Source organism: Burkholderia perseverans (assembly GCF_022870505.1).
Classification (GTDB): Bacteria; Pseudomonadota; Gammaproteobacteria; order Burkholderiales; family Burkholderiaceae; genus Burkholderia; species Burkholderia plantarii.
The window spans coordinates 720,610-741,452 of record NZ_CP045094.1 but is presented as its reverse complement, the minus strand read 5'-3'; the positions used below and the strand labels follow the sequence as shown (position 1 = coordinate 741,452).

15 protein-coding genes are annotated in these 20,843 nt (G+C 69.6%); 9 read left to right on the top strand and 6 right to left on the bottom strand.

From position 1 onward, the window contains the following. Positions 1-17 precede the first annotated feature (17 nt). Both BpN12_RS17885 and BpN12_RS17880 read left to right on the top strand, forming a co-directional pair. Positions 18-674, top strand: coding sequence for an ABC transporter ATP-binding protein (locus BpN12_RS17885; RefSeq protein WP_246796835.1), 657 nt, complete (start codon positions 18-20; stop codon positions 672-674). Positions 675-689: 15 nt separating this feature from the next. Beyond that, positions 690-2,024, top strand: coding sequence for a glycosyltransferase family 4 protein (locus BpN12_RS17880; protein ID WP_246796834.1), 1,335 nt, complete (start codon positions 690-692; stop codon positions 2,022-2,024). An 86-nt stretch (positions 2,025-2,110) separates the two neighbouring features. Here the strand turns inward: BpN12_RS17880 and BpN12_RS17875 are convergent, their stop codons facing one another. From BpN12_RS17875 to BpN12_RS17855, 5 genes are all read right to left on the bottom strand, one after another. Further along, positions 2,111-3,025 (bottom strand): NAD-dependent epimerase/dehydratase family protein, encoded by a 915-nt coding sequence (locus BpN12_RS17875; RefSeq protein WP_246796833.1) that lies wholly within the window; start codon positions 3,023-3,025, stop codon positions 2,111-2,113. A gap of 17 nt (positions 3,026-3,042) precedes the next feature. Next, the gene (locus tag BpN12_RS17870) at positions 3,043-6,105 is read right to left on the bottom strand and encodes a glycosyltransferase (RefSeq protein WP_246796832.1); all 3,063 of its coding nucleotides are present in this window, start codon (positions 6,103-6,105) and stop codon (positions 3,043-3,045) included. 115 nt (positions 6,106-6,220) lie between these two features. Then, complete coding sequence (locus BpN12_RS17865) at positions 6,221-7,345, bottom strand: glycosyltransferase family 4 protein (RefSeq protein ID WP_246796831.1); 1,125 nt, start codon at positions 7,343-7,345, stop codon at positions 6,221-6,223. Positions 7,346-7,424: 79 nt separating this feature from the next. Continuing rightward, positions 7,425-8,459, bottom strand: a complete 1,035-nt coding sequence (gmd, locus tag BpN12_RS17860; RefSeq protein ID WP_246796830.1) for a GDP-mannose 4,6-dehydratase — start codon at positions 8,457-8,459, stop codon at positions 7,425-7,427. A gap of 189 nt (positions 8,460-8,648) precedes the next feature. Next, positions 8,649-9,833, bottom strand: coding sequence for a polysaccharide biosynthesis/export family protein (locus BpN12_RS17855; protein WP_425306349.1), 1,185 nt, complete (start codon positions 9,831-9,833; stop codon positions 8,649-8,651). Between the two features lie 123 nt (positions 9,834-9,956). On the opposite strand from BpN12_RS17855, the gene BpN12_RS17850 reads away from it, so the two are divergent. From BpN12_RS17850 to BpN12_RS17830, 5 genes are all read left to right on the top strand, one after another. Beyond that, a complete protein-coding gene (locus tag BpN12_RS17850; protein WP_246796828.1) occupies positions 9,957-11,117 on the top strand; it encodes a glycosyltransferase family 4 protein in 1,161 nt (386 codons plus the stop codon). Between the two features lie 7 nt (positions 11,118-11,124). Beyond that, positions 11,125-13,110, top strand: a complete 1,986-nt coding sequence (locus BpN12_RS17845; RefSeq protein WP_246796827.1) for a capsular polysaccharide export protein, LipB/KpsS family — start codon at positions 11,125-11,127, stop codon at positions 13,108-13,110. A 52-nt stretch (positions 13,111-13,162) separates the two neighbouring features. Continuing rightward, positions 13,163-14,590, top strand: coding sequence for a mannose-1-phosphate guanylyltransferase/mannose-6-phosphate isomerase (locus BpN12_RS17840; RefSeq protein ID WP_246796826.1), 1,428 nt, complete (start codon positions 13,163-13,165; stop codon positions 14,588-14,590). A gap of 212 nt (positions 14,591-14,802) precedes the next feature. After that, a complete protein-coding gene (locus tag BpN12_RS17835) occupies positions 14,803-15,654 on the top strand; it encodes a class II glutamine amidotransferase (protein WP_246796825.1) in 852 nt (283 codons plus the stop codon). 207 nt (positions 15,655-15,861) lie between these two features. Continuing rightward, on the top strand, positions 15,862-16,677 hold the full coding sequence (locus BpN12_RS17830; protein WP_246796824.1) for a mechanosensitive ion channel family protein: 816 nt from the start codon (positions 15,862-15,864) through the stop codon (positions 16,675-16,677). Between the two features lie 127 nt (positions 16,678-16,804). Here the strand turns inward: BpN12_RS17830 and BpN12_RS17825 are convergent, their stop codons facing one another. After that, positions 16,805-17,500 carry a DedA family protein gene (locus tag BpN12_RS17825; protein WP_246796822.1) on the bottom strand — a complete coding sequence of 232 codons (696 nt, stop codon included), beginning with the start codon at positions 17,498-17,500 and terminating at the stop codon, positions 16,805-16,807. 225 nt (positions 17,501-17,725) lie between these two features. Between BpN12_RS17825 and mutL the strand changes: the two genes are divergently transcribed. Continuing rightward, positions 17,726-19,861: a DNA mismatch repair endonuclease MutL gene (mutL, locus tag BpN12_RS17820; RefSeq protein ID WP_246796821.1), complete on the top strand. Its 2,136-nt coding sequence runs from the start codon at positions 17,726-17,728 to the stop codon at positions 19,859-19,861. Continuing rightward, the gene (gene miaA / locus BpN12_RS17815) at positions 19,858-20,826 is read left to right on the top strand and encodes a tRNA (adenosine(37)-N6)-dimethylallyltransferase MiaA (RefSeq protein WP_246796820.1); all 969 of its coding nucleotides are present in this window, start codon (positions 19,858-19,860) and stop codon (positions 20,824-20,826) included. Before mutL ends, miaA begins: the two co-directional genes overlap by 4 nt. Positions 20,827-20,843: the final 17 nt, after the last annotated feature.

Sequence of the window (20,843 nt, the reverse complement as noted above, 5' to 3'; positions counted from 1 at the left end):
CCGGGCAGGGAGCCGCGATGATCGAGCTTTTTGACGTCTGCAAGGCCTATCACACGCGCCAGGGCCGGCGTATCGTGCTCGACCGCATCAACCTGAAGGTCGGGATGGGCGAGAAGCTCGGCATCCTCGGCCGCAACGGCGCCGGCAAGTCCACGCTGATCCGCCTGATCAGCGGCGCCGAGCTGCCGACCTCGGGCCACGTCGAACGCAGCATGAGCGTGTCCTGGCCGCTCGCGTTCGGCGGCGCGTTCCAGGGCAGCCTGACCGGCATGGACAACCTGCGCTTCATCTGCCGCGTCTACGGCGCCGACGCCGCGCGCGCCGAGCCGTTCGTGCAGGAGTTCTCGGAACTCGGCTACTACCTGCGCGAGCCGGTCAAGAGCTACTCGGCCGGGATGCGCGCGCGCCTCGCGTTCGCGATCTCGATGGCCGTCGAGTTCGACTGCTTCCTGATCGACGAGATCATCGCGGTGGGCGACGCCCGCTTCCACGCCAAGTGCCACCACGAGCTGTTCGAGCAGCGCAAGGACCGCTCGCTGATCATCGTCAGCCACGACGCCAGCTACATCCGGCAGCACTGCGATCGCGCCGCCGTGCTGGTGGAAGGCCGGCTGCACACGTTCGAGCAGGTCGAGGACGCCTACACGTTCTACCAGGACAGCCAGCTTCAATGAGCCCGCTCTACCCCGATGCCGCCGGATTCGCAGTCTAGGCCCGTTTCGCCGTCGCTCCGGATTCACTGCCGCCTCGCGACCCGCCTGCCCGGCCTGCTGCTGCGCTCGGCGCGCGAGCGGCTGCGCGCGCTTGCGTCGGCCGCCGTCCCTGGCTACGCAGTCGACGCGGCGGCACCGGCGCGGCAGCTGCTGATCGACGTCTCCATCATCGCCGCGCATGACGCCGGCACCGGTATCCAGCGCGTGGTGCGCCGGCTCGCCGAGGGGCTGCTGCGCCGTCCGCCGCCCGGCTACGCGGTGCGCCTCGTGCGCGCCACGCGCAAGCTGCCGTACCGCTACGCCGACGACTACGCGCGAACGCTCGGCGGCGACGCCATGCCAGCGTCGCACGATCCGCAAGCTCATCCCGATGGCCCGCTCGCAGTGCGCGCCGGCGACGTGTTCGTCGGCCTCGATCTCGCGAGCCGGATCGTGCCGCGCCGCATGGACGACCTGCTCGCCATGAAGGCGGCCGGCGCGTGCGTCACGTTCGTCGTCTACGACCTGCTGCCGGCCGTCCACCCGCACTGGTTCACGCGCCGCGCCTCGCGCGACTTCCGGCGCTGGCTGTCGTTCCTCGGGCTGCACGCCGACGCGCTGTTCTGCATCTCGGCCACCGTGGCGGGCGAGACGCGCGACTGGCTGAGCCGGCGCTTCGGGCTCGCCGGCGCGCTGCCGCTGATCGGCGATTTCCGGCTCGGCTCCGATTTCACGACGCCCGCGCCGCGCACGCCGAAGGCGCCGGACGCCACTGGGGTGCTGACCTTGCTGATGGTGGGCACGGTCGAGCCGCGCAAGGGGCACGCGGCGGTGCTCGACGCGATGGACCTGCTCTGGCGGCGCGGCGCGCCGATCGCGCTGACCATCGCCGGGCGGCCGGGCTGGCGCATCGACGCGCTGGCCGAGCGGCTGCGCAACCATCCGGAAGCGGGCCGGCGGCTGACCTGGTTGCCCGCGATCGACGACGCGGCGCTGTCGCGACGCTACGATTCGGCCGACGGCCTGATCATGGCTTCGCAGGCCGAAGGCTTCGGGCTGCCGCTGGTGGAGGCCGCCTTGCACGGCCTGCCGATCCTGGCGCGCGACATCCCGGTGTTTCGCGAGGTGGCGGGCGGGCACGCGCGCTACTTCGCGAGCGGTGGCGCGGCGCAGCTGGCCGACGCGATCGAACGCTGGGCCGCCGAACTGCGCGCCGGCACGGCGCCCGACAGCCGCGGCCTGCCGCTCTCCACCTGGGACGACACGACCGCGCGCTTCGCGGCGCTGCTGCAGCGCGCCGCCGCGACGACGCTGGACGAAACGCGCGGCTGAACCTACGAACGACGCCGGTGCGAACCGCGACCGGCGCCCTATCCAACTCCTGAACGACCAAACTACCGCGCCGGCATGGGCCTGACTTACGCGCCGGCCGCGCGCGCCGCCACGCGCGCCTCGCCTTCCTTCAGCATGCCGCGGATCACCTCCTCCACCGGCAGCAGCGCCTGGCGCCGCGGCAGCAGCGCATCGAGCCGGGTGGTGTCGCCGAGCAGGCTGAACACCTCGTTGGCGCGGATGAACTCGGGCGCCGAGATCACTTCCAGCTCGTGGCCGCTCACGCGGATCAGGATGTCGAGCAGCTCGCGCACCGAGGTGCCGCGTCCCGAGCAGATGTTGACGGTCTCGCCGAACGACTTCGGCTCGTCGACCAGGCGCGCGAAGATATCGCAGGTCGACTGCACGTCGATGTAGTCGCGCACCGGATCGAGCCGGCCGAGCCGGATCGAGGCGGCGCGCTCGGCGAAGTGGCGCACCAGCTTCGGCACCACGAAATTGCCGTTCTGCCCGACGCCGATCACGTTGAACGGCCGCGTGATGGTGATGTCGTGGCGCTCGCCGAAGTTCAGCACCAGCCGCTCGCAGGCGTACTTGCTGATGCCGTAGTGGCTGACCGGCAGCGGCGCGAGATCCTCGGACAGCACGCCGGTCGGCTGGTTGCCGTAGACGCCCGCGGTGCTGACGAAGATCACGCGCCGGCGCCGCCCGATCGCGTCGAGCCCGAGCAGCAGATTCTCGGTGCCGATCAGGTTGGTTTCGTAGTACTGCAGCGTCTTGCCCTCGGTCACCGACGAGAGCGCGGCCAGATGGATCACGACATCCGGATCGACGTCCTTCAACACCGTGTCGATCTGCTCGCGCTCGCGCAGGTCGCAGACGAGCTGCGAATCCATCCCCTGCATCGTCGTGCCGATCACGTCGTGCCCCTGCGCCTGCAGGTGGCGGGCCAGGTAGCGACCGATAAAGCCCGAAATACCGGTAATCAGGATCGAAGCCATGTCATTTTCCGTCGAGGTTAGTTTGCCGCCGCGCCGGTGCCGGTCGCGCCCTTCACCGCCTTCGCGGCCGCTTTCGCCGCGAGGCTCGCACGCAGCTTCTCGGCATGCGCGGCATACAGCGCGTCGAGCAGCATCTGCGTGGCATCCTTCCAACTGCGCGGCTTCCATTCGGCGCGAATCCGCTGCTCGTAGCGCTCGACTTCGCGCGGGTGGCTCAGGTAGTGGCCGATGCGATCGGCCCACGCGAACGTGTCGTGCGGATCGACGTATTCCACCAGATCGCGCCCGGTCTCGCGCAGCGGGTCGGTGTCCGCCGTCAGGCAGAACTTGCCGTAGCTGAGGCTCTCCGGCAGCGTCAGGCTCCAGCCCTCGTAGAACGACGGCAGCAGCGTGAAGCGGCAGTGGCGGTACAGCACGTCGAGTTCCTCGTCGGTCGGGCTCACCAGCAGGATCCGGTCCTTCATGCGGGCGTCGGCGCGCAGGATGGTCAGGAAATCGGTGGACTTCCAGCCTTCCTTGCCGACGAACACCAGCTTCGGCAGCTCCGTCACCCCGCGCTCGAACAACGTCACGTAGGCTTTGTACAACGTATCGTGATTCTTGCGCGGCTGGATGGTTCCCACCGTCATGACGAAATCGCGTCCCACGCCGAGCCGCTCCAGCACTTCCTGATCGTGCTCGGGCTCGGCGTCCTTGACGACATTGATATCCGACCCGAATTCGACAAAATCGCTGCGCGGCGTATTCCAGCCGTGCGCCTGCTGGATGCGCCGGCCATCCCGCAGCGCGGTCCGGCCGCCGTACACGATCTGGTCGAACTGCTGCGAGGCGAATTCGAAGAAGCGCTCATAGCCTTCGCAGGTTTCCGGCTGGTGCAGATGCGGCACCAGCAGCGGCGTGAGGTCGTACACGAGCTGGCTCGCGATCACCGCCTCGTGCTCGCGGCTCGCCTTGGCCGCCGCGCTCATCAGTTTCTGCTCCCACTCGATGCCGGCGAAGAACACGATCGAGTTCTCCGGAAACGCCTTGAGCAGCGCCGGATGGTCGGCGTGGCCGCCGCCCGTCGCACGGAACGGGCTGCGGAAGCCGCTGCCCTGCCGCTCGTGGTGATTCCAGAAGTCGTTGAAGTGCTGGTAGGCCGTGCTCAGGTCGTCGTCGTTGAAGAGCCAGAGCAGCATGTCGTGCTGGATCTCGAACATGTGGCCGCCGTCCTGCGCGAAGTAGTGCGTCTTCGGCGCGAGCTCGTGCAGGTGGCGCGCGAGCGTCAGCTCGGCGCGGATGATGCCGTTCACGCCACCCTGCCAGTGCAGGTAGGTCAGCGACAGGTCCATCCAGACCTCGGGCGGCTTGCGCGCCGGCATCTTCTGCTCGGTCACGAAGCGGCTCACGTTCTCGTGGATCGCACGCGCCGTGTCGCGCCAGGTCGTGATGGTCCAGTCGAGCACGATGCGCTGCTGGTAGGCGCGCAACGCCGCGTCGTCGTTGGCGTAGTGATGGATCTTCTCGGCCCAGCTGCGCGCGTCCCACGGCGCGACGTAGTCCACCAGATCGCGGCCGATCTCGCGCAGCGGCGGGGTATCGGCCGAGAGGCAGAACTTGTGCTGGCTCAGGCTCTCCGGCAGCGTCAGGCTCCAGCCCTCGTAGAGCGTCGGCAGCACCGTGAAGCGGCAGTGCTTGTAGAGCACCGCGAGCTGCTTGTCGGTGGGCGACAGGCGGATCACCTTGCCGGTCAGACGCGGATCGCGATCGAGCGAATCGACCAGATCGCCGACCTGGCCGAGCACGCGCCCGCAGATCACGAGCTGCGGCATGCCTTCGAGCTGCTCGGCCTGCGCGATCAGGTAGGCGCGGTAGAGCGTGTCGTGGTTCTTGCGCGGCTCGATCGAACCGACCGTGATGATGAACGGGCCGGTGATGCCGATTTCGCGCAGGACCGCTTCGTCATTGTCCGAATCGGCGAGCTTGACGATGTCCGAGCCGAACTTGACGGCCTGCCCCGGCGGCGACGGCCATTTCATGCGAGCCTGCAGCTCGCGCGTGTCGCGCTTGGCCGTCTCGCCGCCGAACAGCATGAAGTCGGCGTTCTCGGAAATCCACTTCAGATAGCCTTCGAACTTGTTCTGGCCGATCTCCGAGTAGAGATGGCGCGTTTCGGGGCGCAGCAGGATGATGTCGTAGACGAGATAGACGACGAAGAACTCGGGGAACGCCGCCTTGATCCGCTCGAAGTAGGCTTCCTTCTGGCTGTCCATCCAGCCGACGCTCACCACCACGTCGCCGGGACCATACGGATGATGCAGGCTCGACGGTTCCGGCAGGTCGATCACGATGTTCCGCGCCTTCGATTCCTCGGTGGCGCCGGCGGCGCGATAGCGGTCGAAGAAATGCATGTAGGCGTCAGCGACGTTGTCCGCGTCGAACAGCCATGCGAGCTGCGCCTCGGGGATCTCGACAAAGCCGTTGCCCTTCTGCATCGAGAAACGCACCGCCGGGTCGATCTTCTTCAGGCCGTAGGCGATCTCCAGCTCGGCGCGCACGATGCCAACCACGCCGCCCGTCCACTCCATCGAGGTGGTCAGGTCGAACCAGAAGGTGGGGTTGCCGCCCCTGGACACGCGCGCCGGGCCGATCTTGCCGGAGGCGACCACCGCCGGCGGCACCACGGGCGCCTGCGGTTGCGGCGCCGGAACCGGCGGCTGGTGCGTGACGGTGGCCGGCGTCGGAGCCGGCGCGCCCTGTGTGGCGGGCCGCGCCGCGGGGCGCGACTCGAACAGCGTCAGCACGCGCTGCAGCGGCGAACGCATGTGTCGGCGGTGGCGCGCGATGCGCTCGTCCAGGCCATGCACGGCCGCCGCGTAGTGCAACCCCTCGTTCGACTGACGCAGATCGGCCAGCACGCGCAGCTTGCCCGCCGAGCGCGTCAGCATCGCCGAGTAGTGCAGGAAGCCGCTCGCATCCGGCGCCCGCCCCAACAGCGTTTGATACGCCTGTTCGATGAACTGCCGGCCATCGAGGGCGAGCAGCATGTCGACGGTGATCATGGATTGCAGCGAATCGGGGAAATTAGTGTGCTGACTCATTCTGAATGATCGAAAAGATCCAATGGAATTGGGTATCAAATGCGCTCGGAACGTCTTCGGCGTGGCGGCCCGCACGGCCCCATGCCCGTTCCCGGTCGTCCGGCCGTCGTCGTGTCTAGCCAGCCGCCTCCAGCCGGCGGCACAGCGCCAGCGTGTTGCCGGCGCAGCTCGCCCAGTCGCGGCGGGCCGCCACCTCGCGCCCCTTCGCCACGGCCGCGGCACGCCAGGCGTCGTCCGTCAGCACCGTCTCGATGCCGGCGCGCAGTTCGTCGTCGTGATCCGGGCTGACCAGCAGCGCGGCGCCGCCGGCCACCTCGGGCAGCGAGGTGCTGTTCGAGGTCAGCGTCGGCACGCCGCTCGCGAGCGCCTCCAGCACCGGCAGGCCGAAGCCTTCGTAGACCGAAGGAAACAGGAACGCGCGCGCGCCCGCATACAGCATCGGCAACGACGCTTCCGGCACGAAGCCCAGATAGCGTAGCCAGCCTTCGTTCTCTGCCTGTGAAATCCGCGCGAGCAGCGTGTCGTTGAGCCAGCCGCGGCTGCCGGCCAGCACCAGCGGCCAGCGCCGCCGCAACGCCTCGGGCAGCCGCGCGTAGGCCGCGATCAGGCGGTCGACGCGCTTGCGCGGCTCGAGCGTCGAGACGCACAGCGCGTAGCCGCCCGCCGCAAGCCCGAGTTCGGCAAGCGGCGCGGCCAGCTCGGCGGCCTCGCGCGGGTGATACTCGGGCGCCACGCCGAGCGGGATCGCCGTGATCCGTTCGAGCGGCCAGCCGAAGAACCCCGCCACCTCGGCGCGCGTCGCCTCGGAATCGGTGATCAGATGGCCGGCGCGCGCGAGCGTCGAGCCGAACGCCGTTTCGAAATGCCGGATCCGTTCCGCCGGATGCGTTTCCGGAAACTTGAACACCGACAGGTCGTGGACCGTCGCGATGCCGCGCTCGGCGAATTCAGGCAGGAAATAGTTCGGCCCGTGAAAGAAATGCGATCGCAGTTCGCGACGCCGCCACCAGCGCTGCATGCGGCGCATGCCGGGCAGCACCGGCAGCGCGCTGTTGCGCGGCCTGCGCGGCGCCTGCGGCTGCAGCAGCGTGGCCGGATCGTCGATCCACCGTTCGCCGTGCAGCAGGCGCGGCGCGTCTCCCGACGCGACGGCCCGGTAGTGGCGTGCGAGTTCCCAGGTATAGCGCCCGATACCGGTCAACGGATGCGCGATCGCATCCACGCAGAGAATCAGTTTCACGCAATGATTTCCTTCGATCGGCCGGCGTGCAACCGGCTCCGCCGCCGGCCGGACGCGTCGGGCGCGCCCGGCACCGCGATCAGAACGACTTGCCGGTTTCGTTGCGGCGGATGTCGGCCTCGACCATCATTTGGCAGAGTTGCTCGAGCGTCGTCTTCGGTTCCCAGCCCAGCTCGTCGCGCGCCTTCTTCGGATCGCCGATCAGGAGCTCCACTTCGGCCGGACGATAGAAGCGCGGGTTGATCTTCACGATGGCGCGGTTGCTGTTGCGGTCGATGCCGACCTCGCTTTCCTCGCTGCCCTGCCACACCAGATCGAAGCCGGCGGCCTTGCCCGCCATGGTGGCGAAGTCGCGCACGGTTTCCGTGCGGTTGGTCGCGAGCACGAAGGTGTCGGCTTCCCTGGCCTGCATCATGCGCCACATGCCTTCGACGTATTCCTTGGCGAAACCCCAGTCGCGCTTGGCGTCGAGGTTGCCGAGCTCGAGCGTGTCCTGCAGGCCGAGCTTGATGCGGGCCATGGTGTTGGTGATCTTGCGCGTCACGAATTCCTGGCCGCGCAGCGGCGATTCGTGATTGAACAGGATCCCGCTGCACGCGAACATGTCGTAACTCTCGCGGTAATTCACCGTGATCCAGTGCGCGTAGAGCTTGGCGACGCCATACGGGCTGCGCGGATAGAACGGCGTCGATTCCGTTTGCGGGATCGCCTGCACCTTGCCGAACATTTCCGAGGTGCTGGCCTGATAGAAGCGGATCTTCGGATTGACGACGCGGATCGCCTCGAGCAGGTTCAGCGCGCCCACGCCGGTGATTTCGGCCGTCGTGACCGGCTGGTCGAACGACACGCCCACGAAGCTCTGCGCCGCGAGGTTGTAGACCTCGTCGGGCTGGGCCGACTGCACGAGACGGATGTTGGCGCTGAGATCGGTCAGGTCGCACTCCACCAGCTTCAGGTTCGGGTGGGAAGCGATCCCGAGATCCTCGATACGCCAGAAATTCACCGAGCTGGTACGGCGGTAGGTGCCGTAGACCGTATAGCCCTTTTCTATCAGCAACTGCGCGAGGTAGGCGCCGTCTTGACCAGTAATGCCGGTGATAATTGCTGTCGTCATCGCTTATCTCAAAATAGTCAGACAAAAACTTCGGGCTTAACGATTGATTTATGAAATAATCGTTAAGCCCCGAATTGATTCAAATTATTTTTGAAAACCACGATCAATCGAGATCATTAAATACCTATTAACTACATTAAATGATCGGATGATTGATCGATTCCAATGCGCCGAAATCCGACGAATCGCTCAACGAGCCACTTCGATCCCGGTGATCACCGGATAAGCCACCGAGAACACCACGTTGAGGAATTTTTGCAGTTCGGCCACCGGCGCGTTCGAGACGTAAAGGATGTCCTTGTTGTCCATCATGAAGTTCTGCGCCACGAAAAACGCGTTGGGATCGCGGAAATTCACGCGGTAGACCACCGGCACCTTGCCGTCGGCCGTGGTGCGCACCGGCGTGTTGGCCCACTTGAGCGCGTTGGCGTCCTCGAGGCGGAAGATGAACACGCCCTGCGCGTCGGAACGCGAATCGAGCAGGCCGCCCGAGCGCGCGATCGCCTGCGCCAGCGTGATGCCCTGCGCCTCGAAGCCGACTTCCTCGTTCTTGCCGGTCGCGCCGAGCGCCATGAAGCTGTAGGGCTGGAACAGCGCCGTCATCACATCGCCCGCGTGCAGCGGCACGTTCTGGCGCGGATCGCGGATCACCGATTCGAGCGGCATCGACACCACCTTGTCGCCGCGCGTGAGCTGGATCGTCACCTTGTCCACCGGCTGCTTGACGCCGCCCGAGGCGGCCAGCATGTCGAGCACGCGCTCGCCGTGGGCGGTCAGCGGCTGGCGGCTGCTGTTGACCACGTCGCCCACCACGGTCACGTACGAGGTGGCGTTGCGCGACAGCTTCACCAGCACCTGCGGGTCGTGCGCCACGTTCTTCAGGCGCGCGACGATCGCGTTCTGCAGCTGCACCGGCGTGAGGCCCGCGGCCCGGATCTGGCCGACGAACGGCACGTTGATCGCGCCGTCGCCGTTGATCATCTGCTCGGGCAGCGCCGTGACCTGCGAGCCGCCCGCGGCGGCCGACTTCGCGTCATGGCTGCTGCCGCCGCCGGCGCCGAACAGCGTGGCGGGCGGCGCTTCCCAGATCGAGATCTCGACCGTGTCGCCGATTCCGAGCTGCTGATTGAACGCGGGGCGCCCGCCCAGCGCCGTGAAGAAGTTGTTCGCGCCGCGTTCGGCGAACAGCTGGCGGGCGATGTCGTTGGTCACGTCGACGACCTGAATCCCGTCGCGATCGACCTGCGCCGCACTCTGGCCGGCCTGATTGATGCGCGAGGCGCTCGGCCCCGAGGTCGGGATGGTCGAACATCCGGCCAGCACGCCTCCCAGCACTACCGCCATGCAACCCAACTGAAATGTCTGACGCAACATTTATACCGACTTCAAGAATAAATTGTGATGTATTGTCGCATGGCCTAAGTTAAGATGGCCGCTTTGGCAAAAAATAAATGCCACGAAGTGAAGTCAGTATTGCAGCTGCGAGATCGCGCTACCGTGTCATTATTACTTCTTGATGTAACCCGCCTGTTGAATCGCCTCTACGACGGCACCTTGCCGACCGGGGTGGATCGCGTCGGGATCGCCTATATCGAGAAGTACGGGCACCGGGCTCGCGCGGTACTGAGCGAACGCGGCTTCGTGACCACGCTCGGCGAGCGCGATTCGCAGCGCGTGTTCGACTGGCTGACCGGGCGCGAGCGCGCCGCGCGCGCCGCGATCCGCGCCACCGTCGCGCGCGCCGTGGCCACCGGCTGGCGGCGCCGCACGGCCGTGCCGGGCGTGCTGCTGAACACCAGCCACACCGGCATGGAATATCCGCGCTACTACCGCAGCGTCGCCGCCCGCAACGCGCGCTCGGTGTTCATGATCCACGACCTGATCCCGCTCACGCACGCGGAATACTGCCGGCCCGGCGTCGACCGACAGCACCGCCGGCGCGTGCGGCTCGCGCTGGCCCATGCCGACGCCCTGATCGCCAATTCGCGGGCCACCTTCGACACGCTCGCGCACGAGGCCGAACTGGCCGGCCTGCCGCTGCCGCCGACCGCGGTCGCCCATCTGGCCTCCGGCATGCAGCCGGCCGGCACGCATGCTCGCCCGCTCGCCCGCCCCTATTTCGTCATGCTCGGCACCATCGAGCCGCGCAAGAACCACTGGCTGATGCTGCACGTCTGGCGCGCGCTGGTCGAGAAATGGGGCGCCGCGGCGCCGACGCTGGTGGTGATCGGCCGGCGCGGCTGGGAGTGCGAGAACGTGGTCGACATGCTGGAGCGCTGCGCGCCGATCCGCGACTTCATCATCGAGAAATCGAACTGCTCCGACGCGGAGCTGCAGGCCTGGCTCGGCCACGCGCAGGCGCTGCTGTTCCCGTCGTTCGCCGAGGGCTACGGGATTCCGCTGGTGGAAGCGCTGGAACTCGGCGTGCCGGTGATCGCGAGCCGGCTCGACGCGTTCGCCGAGATCAGCGCCGCGATCCCCGACTACCTCGATCCGCTCGACGGGCGCGGCTGGCAGCAGGCGATCGAGGCCTACGCCGAAGTCGGATCGCCCGCGCGCGCGGCGCAGCTCGCCCGCGTCGAGCGCTTCGTCGCGCCCACCTGGGACGCGCATTTCGAACACGTCGACGCGCTGCTGCGGACCCTGACGGGCGCCTGACGACGCCATGCGCCGCCTCATCCGATCCGCCGACGCGGCTCAGGCCGCCTCCGGCACCGCGCGCCGGACTTGCGATCGCTTCGATGCCCGCGCGGCGCGCGGCGCCCTGCCCGGCCCGGTCTGGTCGTCGGGGCGGCCGGTCGCCCTGTCGGCATTCCGCGAGGCGGCCGGCGACGGCAGCACGCGGGCCTGGAGCCGGGTGCTCGGCGCGATGCTGGCCGAGCCGCCGTCGCGGCCGGCCGCCGAGCTGGACGCGCTGATGCGGCGTGCCCTCGGGGCGCGCGCGGCGGCCGGCGCGCACGACTTCCCGCCACTTCCCGCCGAATTCACGGCCGAATTCACGGCGGGTTTCCCGGCCGACTTCCCGACTGACCGCGGCGCCGCCCCGACGCCGCGCATCCTGCTGATCGACGAGCGCCGGCGCGGCCCCGACCGTCACGCCGGCAGCGCGCGCGAACGCGAACGCGGCTTCGCGCGGCTGCTCGATGCCGCGCGCGAACGCCATCGCGACGCGCGGTTCTGGCTCGCGCCGTCGAGCGACGAGGGGCACGGCGCATGGCTGTCGGCGCGGCACGCGGCGCGGCTGCCCGCCGGCCTGCGGCGCGTCGCGACACCCGGTGCCGTCTGCGCGATGCTGCCCCATGTCGACCACGTCTACGTGCTCGGCGCCTCCGAGGGCCTGCACGCGCTGCTCGCCGGCAAGCCGCTCGACGTCTTCGGGACCCCGAACTATGCCGGCTGGGGGCTCACGCGCGATGACCGGCCGCTGCCGGAGCGCGTCGCGCGCCCGACGCCGGCCGCGCTGTTCGACTGCCTGTTCGTGCGGCTCGCGCATTACCTCGACCCGATCACGCAGGGCGCCGGCACGCTCGCGGCGACGCTCGCGCACCTGGAGCTGCAGGCGGCGGTGCGCGCGCGCTTCGCCGACCTTCGACAGGTGACGGGCCTGCGCTTCCAGTGGTGGAAGCGCCCCTACGCGACGCCCTACCTGCAGGCCGGCGCCGGCCGACTGCGCTGGGAGCGCGACGCGCGGCGCCTCGCACCGGGCGGGTATGCGGCGCTATGGGGCGGACGCGGCCTGGACAGCCTGCCGGCCGGCGTCGCGCCGCTCTGGATCGAGGACGGTTTCCTGCACTCGCAGGGTCTCGGATCGGACATGATCGCGCCGTATAGTCAGGTGCTCGACCGCACCGGCATCTACTTCGACGCGACGCGGCCGAACGACCTGCAGGCGATCCTGAACCACGCCGACTTCGACGCCGCGGAACTGGCGCGCGCGCAGCGGCTGCGGCAGGCGCTCGTCGCCCGCGGTCTGACCAAATACAACCTGGGCCGGCGCGCGCCGGCATGGCGCCGCCCCGACGCGCGCGCCGTGCTGCTCGTGATCGGCCAGGTCGCCGACGATGCCTCGATCCGGCTCGGGACCGGAACGATCAGCACTGCGGATCAATTGCTGAAGACCGTGCGCACGCGTTTTCCCGGCGCCTGGATCGTCTACAAGCCGCATCCCGACGTGCTGTCCGGCAACCGCGTCGGCCTCGTCGAGGCGCAGGCGCTGGCCGACGTGGTCGACGCGCAGGCCGACGTGCTGTCGCTGATCGAGGCCTGCGACGCGGTCCACACGCTGTCGTCGCTGGCCGGCTTCGACGCGCTGCTGCGCGGCAAGCCGGTCCACACCTATGGCCTGCCGTTCTACGCGGGCTGGGGACTGACGGTGGACGCGCTGCCCCAGCCGCGCCGCGAGCGGCGCCTGTCGCTCGAGATGCTGACGGCCGGCGTGCTGCTCCGCTATCCGGTGTACTGGGACTGGGCCTGGCGGATGTATACGAGCCCCGAGGCGGTGGTCGAGCGGCTCGCCGGCCCGGCCGCGCGCGCGCTGACCGACCTGCGCCGCGATCGCGGGCGCCCGCTGCGCAAGGCGCTGCGCTGGCTGCGCAACATCGCGCGCCACGCCGCCTGGCGCTGGCGCAACGCACCGTCGCGCGACGGCTAAACTGACAGTTTCCGGCAATTTTCGAACCCGTGTTCCTCAACAAGAGCTTGCGATGAATATTTATCCGATCATTCTCTGCGGCGGCAGCGGCACCCGTCTGTGGCCCATGTCGCGGGGCGGTTATCCGAAGCAGTACCTGCGGCTGACCGGCGAACAGACGCTGGTGCAGCAGACCGCGCAGCGTCTGCGCGCGATCCCCGACGTGGCCGCGCCGATCATCGTCAGCAATGCCGAGCAACGCTTCCTGGTGGCCGAACAGCTGCGCCAGATCGACGTCGCGCCGACCTCGATCGTGCTGGAGCCGGTGGCCCGCAACACCGCGCCCGCGATCGCCGTGGCGGCGCTGCTCGCGGTGCAGCAGCAGCCCGACGCGCTGATGCTGGTGCTGCCGTCCGATCACGTGATCCTCAACGAGCGCGCGTTCGTCGAGGCCGTCACCAACGCGGCGCCAGTGGCCGCCGACGGCTCGCTCGTCACGTTCGGCATCGCGCCGAAGGAAGCGCACACGGGTTACGGCTACATTCATCGCGGCGCGCCGATCGACGCCGGACGCGCGGTGTTCCAGGTCGACGCGTTCATCGAGAAGCCCGACGCGGCCAAGGCGCAGCGCCTGCTCGACGAAGGCGGCTACTACTGGAACAGCGGGATGTTCCTGATCAAGGCCTCGACCTACCTCGAGGAGCTGCGCCAGCACGCACCCGAGATCGCGCGCCAGGCCGGCCTCGCGCTGGCCGGCGCCCAGCGCGACAGCGACTTCGTGCGGCTCGACCACGAGGCGTTCGCGGCCAGCCCGAGCCTGTCGATCGACTACGCCGTGATGGAGAAGACCCGCCACGCGGCCGTGGTCGAGACCGTCGACCTGGGCTGGGACGACATCGGCTCGTGGAGCGCGCTGGCCGACATCTCCGCAAAGAACGCGGACGGCAACACGGTACTCGGCGACGTCTACACCGACACCGTCAGCCACTCCTACGTGCGCGCCGACCATCGCATGGTGGCCGCGATCGGGGTCGACAACCTGGTGATCGTCGAGACCGCCGACGCGGTGCTGATCACGCATCGCGACCGCTCGCAGGACGTCAAGAAGATCGTCGAATGGCTGAACGCCTCGGGCCGTCACGAATCGGTCACGCACCGCCGCGTGGTGCGGCCATGGGGCGACTACGAGGGCATCGACCAGGGCGACCGGTTCCAGGTCAAGCGCATCGTCGTCAAGCCGGGCGCGCAGCTGAGCCTGCAGATGCACCACCACCGCGCCGAGCACTGGATCGTCGTGAAGGGCACGGCGCTCGTGACCAACGGCGACCGGGAAATCATGCTGACCGAGAACCAGTCGACCTACATCCCGCTCGGCGCGACGCACCGCCTGAGCAACCCGGGCAAGATCCCGCTCGAGCTGATCGAGGTGCAGTCGGGTGCCTATCTCGGCGAGGACGACATCGTCCGCTTCGAGGACACCTACGGCCGCGCGCCGAAGTAAGCGCGGCAGCGGCGCGCGAAGGCTCGCGAAAGCCTTCGAAAGCACGCGGAAACCGGTTTGCAAGCGAGTTCGCAACCAGCCTGCGAGGCCGGCGCCGCCGGCCGCGCGGGCCGCCGCCGGGGTCGGCCGATTTCCGCTATGCTCGGCTGACTTCCCGGCCGGCCGCGCTCCGCGCGAGCCGGCCTTCCGCCGCAGTCGCAGAAGGAGTCCCCATGTGCCGCTGGCTGGCCTACACCGGCAATCCGATCCCGCTCGAAACGGTGCTGTTCCGCGCCAGGCATTCGCTGATCGACCAGAGCCTGCACTCGCGGCTCGGCGCCACCACCACCAATGGCGACGGCTTCGGCATCGGCTGGTACGGGCGCCCCGACGAGATCCCGTTCCGCTATCGCTCGGTGCATCCGGCCTGGAACGACCGCAACCTGCGCGAGGCCGCGCGCGCGATCCACTCCCCGCACTTCGTCGCCCACATCCGCGCCGCCACCGACACGCCGATCCAGGAAACCAACTGCCATCCGTTCCGGCACGGCCGCTGGATGTTCGTCCACAACGGCCTGATCCGCCGCTATCACAAGCTGCGCCACGACCTGATGCTGCGCATCGATCCGGCGCTGTTCCCGTCGGTGGAAGGCTCGACCGACTCCGAGGTGATGTTCCATCTGGCGCTGACCTTCGGGCTCGAACACACGCCGCTGCCGGCGCTCGAACGGATGGCCGGCGTGATCGAGGACATCGCCGCGACGCACGGCGTGGCGCAGCCGATCAACATGACGGTCTGCGCGACCGACGGCGAGCAGGTGGTGGCGGTGCGCTATTCGAGCGAGCGCCAGTCGCGCACGCTGTTCCACAGTACCTCGTTTCGCCACCTGCACGAACTCTATCCCGACGACCCGCGCATCGCGGCGGTCGGCGACGACGCGTTCCTGGTGCTGTCCGAGCCGCTCGTCGACCTGCCCGACGCGTGGCAGGAGATCCCCGAGAGTACGGCGATCGTCGCGCGCGGCGGCCGCGTCGAGACCTTCGCGTTCACGCCGCGCGCGCCGCGCAACGGTAGACACGGCTGAGCGCGCGGCACGCGCCCAGCCATCGTCTCGCCCGGCACCGACGCCCGAGCGCGGGCGCCGCTTCCCGCACGCACGCGCGGGCCACGCGCCGCCTCTGACCATGCTTGACCTTTGCTGCGCGGCGCGCGGTTGCCGCCGCGCGTCCGGACGGTTATAACAGCGCGGCCGGGCGCATGCCGCGCCCCGATTTCCCGACCCGGAGACCCCATGGTGGAACTCGCTACCGCCCAACAATTCCTGATGACCCGCGGCCTCGACTTCGGCCTCAAGGTGCTCGCCGCGATCGCGCTGTGGATCGTCGGCCGCTGGCTGATCCGCCTGTCCACGCGCCTGCTCGGCCGGCTCGTGCAGCGCAGCGGGCGCGTCGACACCACGCTCGCCTATTACCTGTCGTCGGTGGTCAGCGTGCTGCTGACCATCGTGCTGATCCTCGCGATCCTGCAGGTGTTCGGCGTGCAGACCACCTCGTTCGCGGCGCTGCTGGCCGGCATCGGCCTCGCGGTCGGCACCGCCTGGGGCGGCCTGCTCGCGCACTTCGCGGCCGGCGTGTTCCTGCAGGTGCTGCGCCCGTTCAAGGTCGGCGATTCGATCTCGGCGGCCGGCGTGACCGGCACCGTCAAGGAGCTGGGGCTGTTCAGCACCACCATCCTGACCGGCGACAACGTCGTGACGATCGTCGGCAACAACAAGATCTTCTCCGACAACATCGCCAACTACAGCGCGACGCCGCATCGCCGCGTGGACCTGACCGCCAAGATCGCCCACGGCGTCGACGCGGTCGAGGCGATCGCGAAGCTGAAGGCCGCGGTGGCGACGATCCCGAACGTGATGGCCACGCCCGCGCCCGACGTCGGCATCCTGCAGTTCACGCCGGAAGGCCCGCTGCTGTTCGTGCGGCCCTGCACGCCGCCCGCCAGCTACTGGCAGGTCTACTGCGACGCGCAGCACGTGATCCTCGACACGTTCCGCCAGGCCGGCTACCCGACGCCGGAAACGCCGACCATCCAGCGCGCGGCCGGCTGAAGCCCGGCCCGCGCGCCGCAAGCGACGACGCCCGCTCGAAGGGAGCGGGCGTCGTCGTTTTCAGGCCGGACCGGGGCAGCGATCGGGGCGAGCGGATCGCGACAGTCCGGCCGCGGCGGCGTGGGCCTCAGCCGCGCTCGCGCGGCGCGTTCGAGCCGCCGCGCGAGGGGTTCGCCCGCCCGCGCAACAGCTTCCAGAGCGCGCCGATCACGACCGGCACGGCCGCCGCGCCGATCCCCACCAGCACGATCACGTTCAGGTACTGGCGGATGAACGGGATGTTGCCGAAGAAATAGCCGAGCAGCGTGAGCAGCAGCACCCAGCCCAGCGCGCCGGCCACGTTGAAGAGCTGGAAGCGCGCGAAGCGCATCGCCGAGACGCCGGCGACGAACGGCGCGAAGGTGCGCACCACCGGAATGAAGCGCGCCAGCACCAGCGTCTTGCCGCCGTGGCGTTCGTAGAAATCGTGGGTCTTCTGCAGCGCGGCGCGGTCGAGGAAGCGTTCGAGCACCGGCACGTGCGTGTCGAACACCTTCGGCCCGATCGCGCGGCCGAGCAGGTAGTTGACGGTGTTGCCGAGGATGGCCGCCGCGAGCAGCAGCACGATCAGCGCCGCCACGCTCATCTCGCCGGACGCGGCGAACGCGCCCGCGATGAACAGCAGCGAATCGCCGGGCAGGAACGGCAGGATCACCAGCCCGGTTTCGCAGAACACGATCAGGAACAGCACCAGATACACCCAGGCGCCGTACTGCCGGATGAACTGGCCGAGGAACGCGTCGATGTGCAGGACCAGGTTGACGAAATGAATCAGCGTATCCAAGACGTTTCCTTCGATTCGGGAACAGGGCGGGGCGAGCGCGCGAATTGGGGGCGCGCGGACTGGGGACAAAACAGCGGGAAAGCCGGACGGGCGCGCCGCCGGCCGGGCCAACGCAACCGGCGAGATGATACCGAAGGAAACTTGAGCGCCCGTCAACGCACTTGAAAAAATTTGTGTCGCCCGGCAGCGCCGGTGCGCGCGCGGCGGCGTCGTTATAATTCCGGCATGTCCGAATTCACCGATTCCACCGACGCCGCCGACGCTCCCGCGAGCGCCCGCGCCACTGCGGCCGGCCCGCGCCCGCTGCGCGCGATCCAGCCGCTGCCCGACCAGTTGATCAGCCAGATCGCGGCCGGCGAGGTGGTCGAGCGCCCGGCCTCCGTCGTCAAGGAGCTGCTCGAGAACGCGCTCGACGCCGGCGCCACCACGCTGCGCATCGTGCTCGACGAGGGCGGCGTCAAACGCATCGCGATCACCGACGACGGCTGCGGGATTCCCGCCGACGAGCTGCCGCTCGCGCTGATGCGCCACGCCACCAGCAAGATCCGCTCGCTCGTCGAGCTCGAATCGGTGGCCACGCTCGGCTTTCGCGGCGAGGCGCTGGCCTCGATCGCCTCGGTCTCCGAACTGGCGATCACGAGCCGCACCGAGCAGGCGCCGCACGCCACGCGCATCGACGCCGACACCGGCGCGCTGTCGCCCGCGGCCGGCACGCGCGGCACCACCATCGAGGTGCGCGAGCTGTACTTCAACACGCCCGCGCGCCGCAAGTTCCTGAAGAGCGAGCAGACCGAATTCGGCCACTGCCTGGAGATGATCCGCCGCGCGGCGCTGGCGCGCCCCGACGTGGCGATCTCGGTGCTGCACAACGGCAAGGCTGTCGAGCACTGGAACGCGAGCGAGCCGGCCGTGCGCGTCGCGAAGATCCTCGGCGAGGGTTTCGCCACCGCGCACCTGCCGCTCGACGAGCAGGCCGGGCCGCTCGCCGTATACGGCTGCGCGGGCCTGCCCACCGCGAGCCGCGGCCGCGCCGACCAGCAATACTTCTTCGTCAACGGCCGCTTCGTGCGTGACAAGCTGCTCACGCACGCGGTGCGCGCCGCCTACGAGGACGTGCTGCACGGCGACCGCTACCCGTCCTACGTGCTGTTCCTCGACCTGCCGCCCGAGGCCGTCGACGTGAACGTGCATCCGTCGAAGATCGAGGTGCGGTTCCGCGACTCGCGTTCGATCCACCAGTACGTGTTCCATGCCGTGCAGCGCGCGCTCGCGCGGCACGCGGGCGCCTCGCCCGAAACCACGGCGGGCGGCCACGCCGCGCATCTGGCGCCGGCCGGCGCGGGGGCCGCGCTCGAACGCGCGCCGCTCGGGCTCGCGGGCGGCGAGGCCGGCGACGCGACCGCGCGCGCGGCCGACGGGGCCGCGGGTGGTGTCGGCAGCCTTGGCGGCCTCGGCGGCGGCTTCGGTTCCAGCTCCGGCGGTGGCGCGTCGTCGGGCACGGCCGGCGGCTTCGGCCGCGCGGCGGGCGGCTTCGGTTCGGCCGGCGGCAGCAGCGGCGGATTCGGCGGCGGCACCGCACGCCCGGGCTCGGGCTCCGGCAACACCTGGACGCGCCAGTCGCGCATGACCCAGGGCACGCTGCCCGTCGCGCAGCCGCTCGCGCTCTACGACGCGCTGTTCGGGCGCAAGGAAGCCGGCGGCGAGGCAACCGGCACGGCCGAGCCCGCGCCGTTCGGCGCCACGCCCGGCACGCTGCCGGCCGACGCCGGACTCGACATGCAGCCGCTCGGCTTCGCGCTCGGCCAGATCCACGGCATCTACGTGCTCGCGCAGAACGCGCAGGGCCTCGTGATCGTCGACATGCACGCCGCGCACGAACGGATCCTCTACGAGCAGTTCAAGGCCGCGCTCGCGAACCGCGCGATCGCGGTGCAGTCGCTGCTGCTGCCGGTGACGATGTCGGCCACGCCGGTCGAGATCGGCACCGCCGAAGAGGAGCGCGAGACGCTCGACGCGCTCGGCTTCGACCTGGCGACGCTCTCGCCCACCACGCTCGCGATCCGCGCGGTGCCGGCGCTGCTGCGCGACGCCGACCTGCCGACGCTGGCGCGCGCGGTGCTGGCCGACCTGCACGAATTCGGCGGCTCGCGCGTGCTGACCGAGCGCCAGCACGAGCTGCTCGGCACGCTGGCCTGCCATCACGCGGTGCGCGCGAACCGGCGCCTGACGCTCGACGAGATGAACGCGCTGCTGCGCCAGATGGAAGCCACCGAGCGCGCCGACCAGTGCAATCACGGCCGGCCGACCTGGTACCAGCTCACGCTCGGCGATCTCGACCGCCTGTTCATGCGCGGCCAATGAGCGGCGCGACCGGTTCCGCACGCGTCACCGTCGCCTGCCTGCTCGGCCCGACCGCCTCGGGCAAGACCGCCGCGGCGCTGGCGCTGGCCCGGCGGCGGCCGGTGGAGATCGTCAGCGTCGATTCGGCGCTCGTCTATCGTGGGATGGACATCGGCACCGCGAAGCCGGACCGCGCCGAACGCGAGTGCGTGCCGCATCACCTGATCGACATCCGCGATCCGCTCGACGCCTATTCGGCCGCCGAATTCCGCGCCGATGCGCTGCGCGTGGTCGGCGAGATCCTCGCGCGCGGGCACACGCCGCTGCTGGCGGGCGGGACCATGCTCTACTACCGGGCGCTGACGCAGGGGCTCAACACGCTGCCGGCCGCCGATCCGGAACTGCGCGCGCGGCTCGACGCCGAGGCCGCGCGCGACGGCTGGCCGGCGCTGCACGCGCGGCTCGCGCAGGCCGACCCGGACACCGCCGCGCGGCTCGCGCCGAACGATGCGCAGCGCATCCAGCGCGCGCTCGAAATCCTCGAACTGAGCGGCCAGCCGATGTCGGCGCTGCTCGCCGCGCCGCCGCCCGCCAGCGACGAGGCCCGGCGCTACCGCTTCGTGCCGGTGGCGCTGGAGCCGTCCGACCGCGCCGTGCTGCATGCGCGGATCGCCGCGCGCTTCGACGCGATGCTCGCGGCCGGCTTCATCGACGAGGTGCAACGGCTGCGCCGGCGCGGCGACCTGCATCTCGGCCTGCCGTCGATGCGCTGCGTCGGCTACCGGCAGGCCTGGGAATACCTCGACGGCGCCACCGATCTCGCGACGATGCGCGACAAGGGCGTGTTCGCCACGCGCCAGCTCTGCAAGCGGCAGCTGACCTGGCTGCGCTCGATGCCGGAGCGCATCGTGGTGGACTGCAGCGCCGACGACGCCCCGCGGCAGGCCGTGGCCGCGCTCGAACGCGTGCTCGACACGGCGGCCTGAGCGGCACGGCGCCGGCT

Bases quoted from the DNA above. Each gene is read 5' to 3' on its own strand.
- BpN12_RS17885 (WP_246796835.1), top strand. From the start codon at position 18: ATGATCGAGCTTTTTGACGTCTGCAAGGCCTATCACACGCGCCAGGGC.
- BpN12_RS17880 (WP_246796834.1), top strand. From the start codon at position 690: ATGCCGCCGGATTCGCAGTCTAGGCCCGTTTCGCCGTCGCTCCGGATT.
- BpN12_RS17875 (WP_246796833.1), bottom strand. From the start codon at position 3,025: ATGGCTTCGATCCTGATTACCGGTATTTCGGGCTTTATCGGTCGCTAC.
- BpN12_RS17870 (WP_246796832.1), bottom strand. From the start codon at position 6,105: ATGAGTCAGCACACTAATTTCCCCGATTCGCTGCAATCCATGATCACC.
- gmd (WP_246796830.1), bottom strand. From the start codon at position 8,459: ATGACGACAGCAATTATCACCGGCATTACTGGTCAAGACGGCGCCTAC.
- BpN12_RS17855 (WP_425306349.1), bottom strand. From the start codon at position 9,833: ATGTTGCGTCAGACATTTCAGTTGGGTTGCATGGCGGTAGTGCTGGGA.
- BpN12_RS17845 (WP_246796827.1), top strand. From the start codon at position 11,125: ATGCGCCGCCTCATCCGATCCGCCGACGCGGCTCAGGCCGCCTCCGGC.
- BpN12_RS17840 (WP_246796826.1), top strand. From the start codon at position 13,163: ATGAATATTTATCCGATCATTCTCTGCGGCGGCAGCGGCACCCGTCTG.
- BpN12_RS17835 (WP_246796825.1), top strand. From the start codon at position 14,803: ATGTGCCGCTGGCTGGCCTACACCGGCAATCCGATCCCGCTCGAAACG.
- BpN12_RS17830 (WP_246796824.1), top strand. From the start codon at position 15,862: ATGGTGGAACTCGCTACCGCCCAACAATTCCTGATGACCCGCGGCCTC.
- mutL (WP_246796821.1), top strand. From the start codon at position 17,726: ATGTCCGAATTCACCGATTCCACCGACGCCGCCGACGCTCCCGCGAGC.
- miaA (WP_246796820.1), top strand. From the start codon at position 19,858: ATGAGCGGCGCGACCGGTTCCGCACGCGTCACCGTCGCCTGCCTGCTC.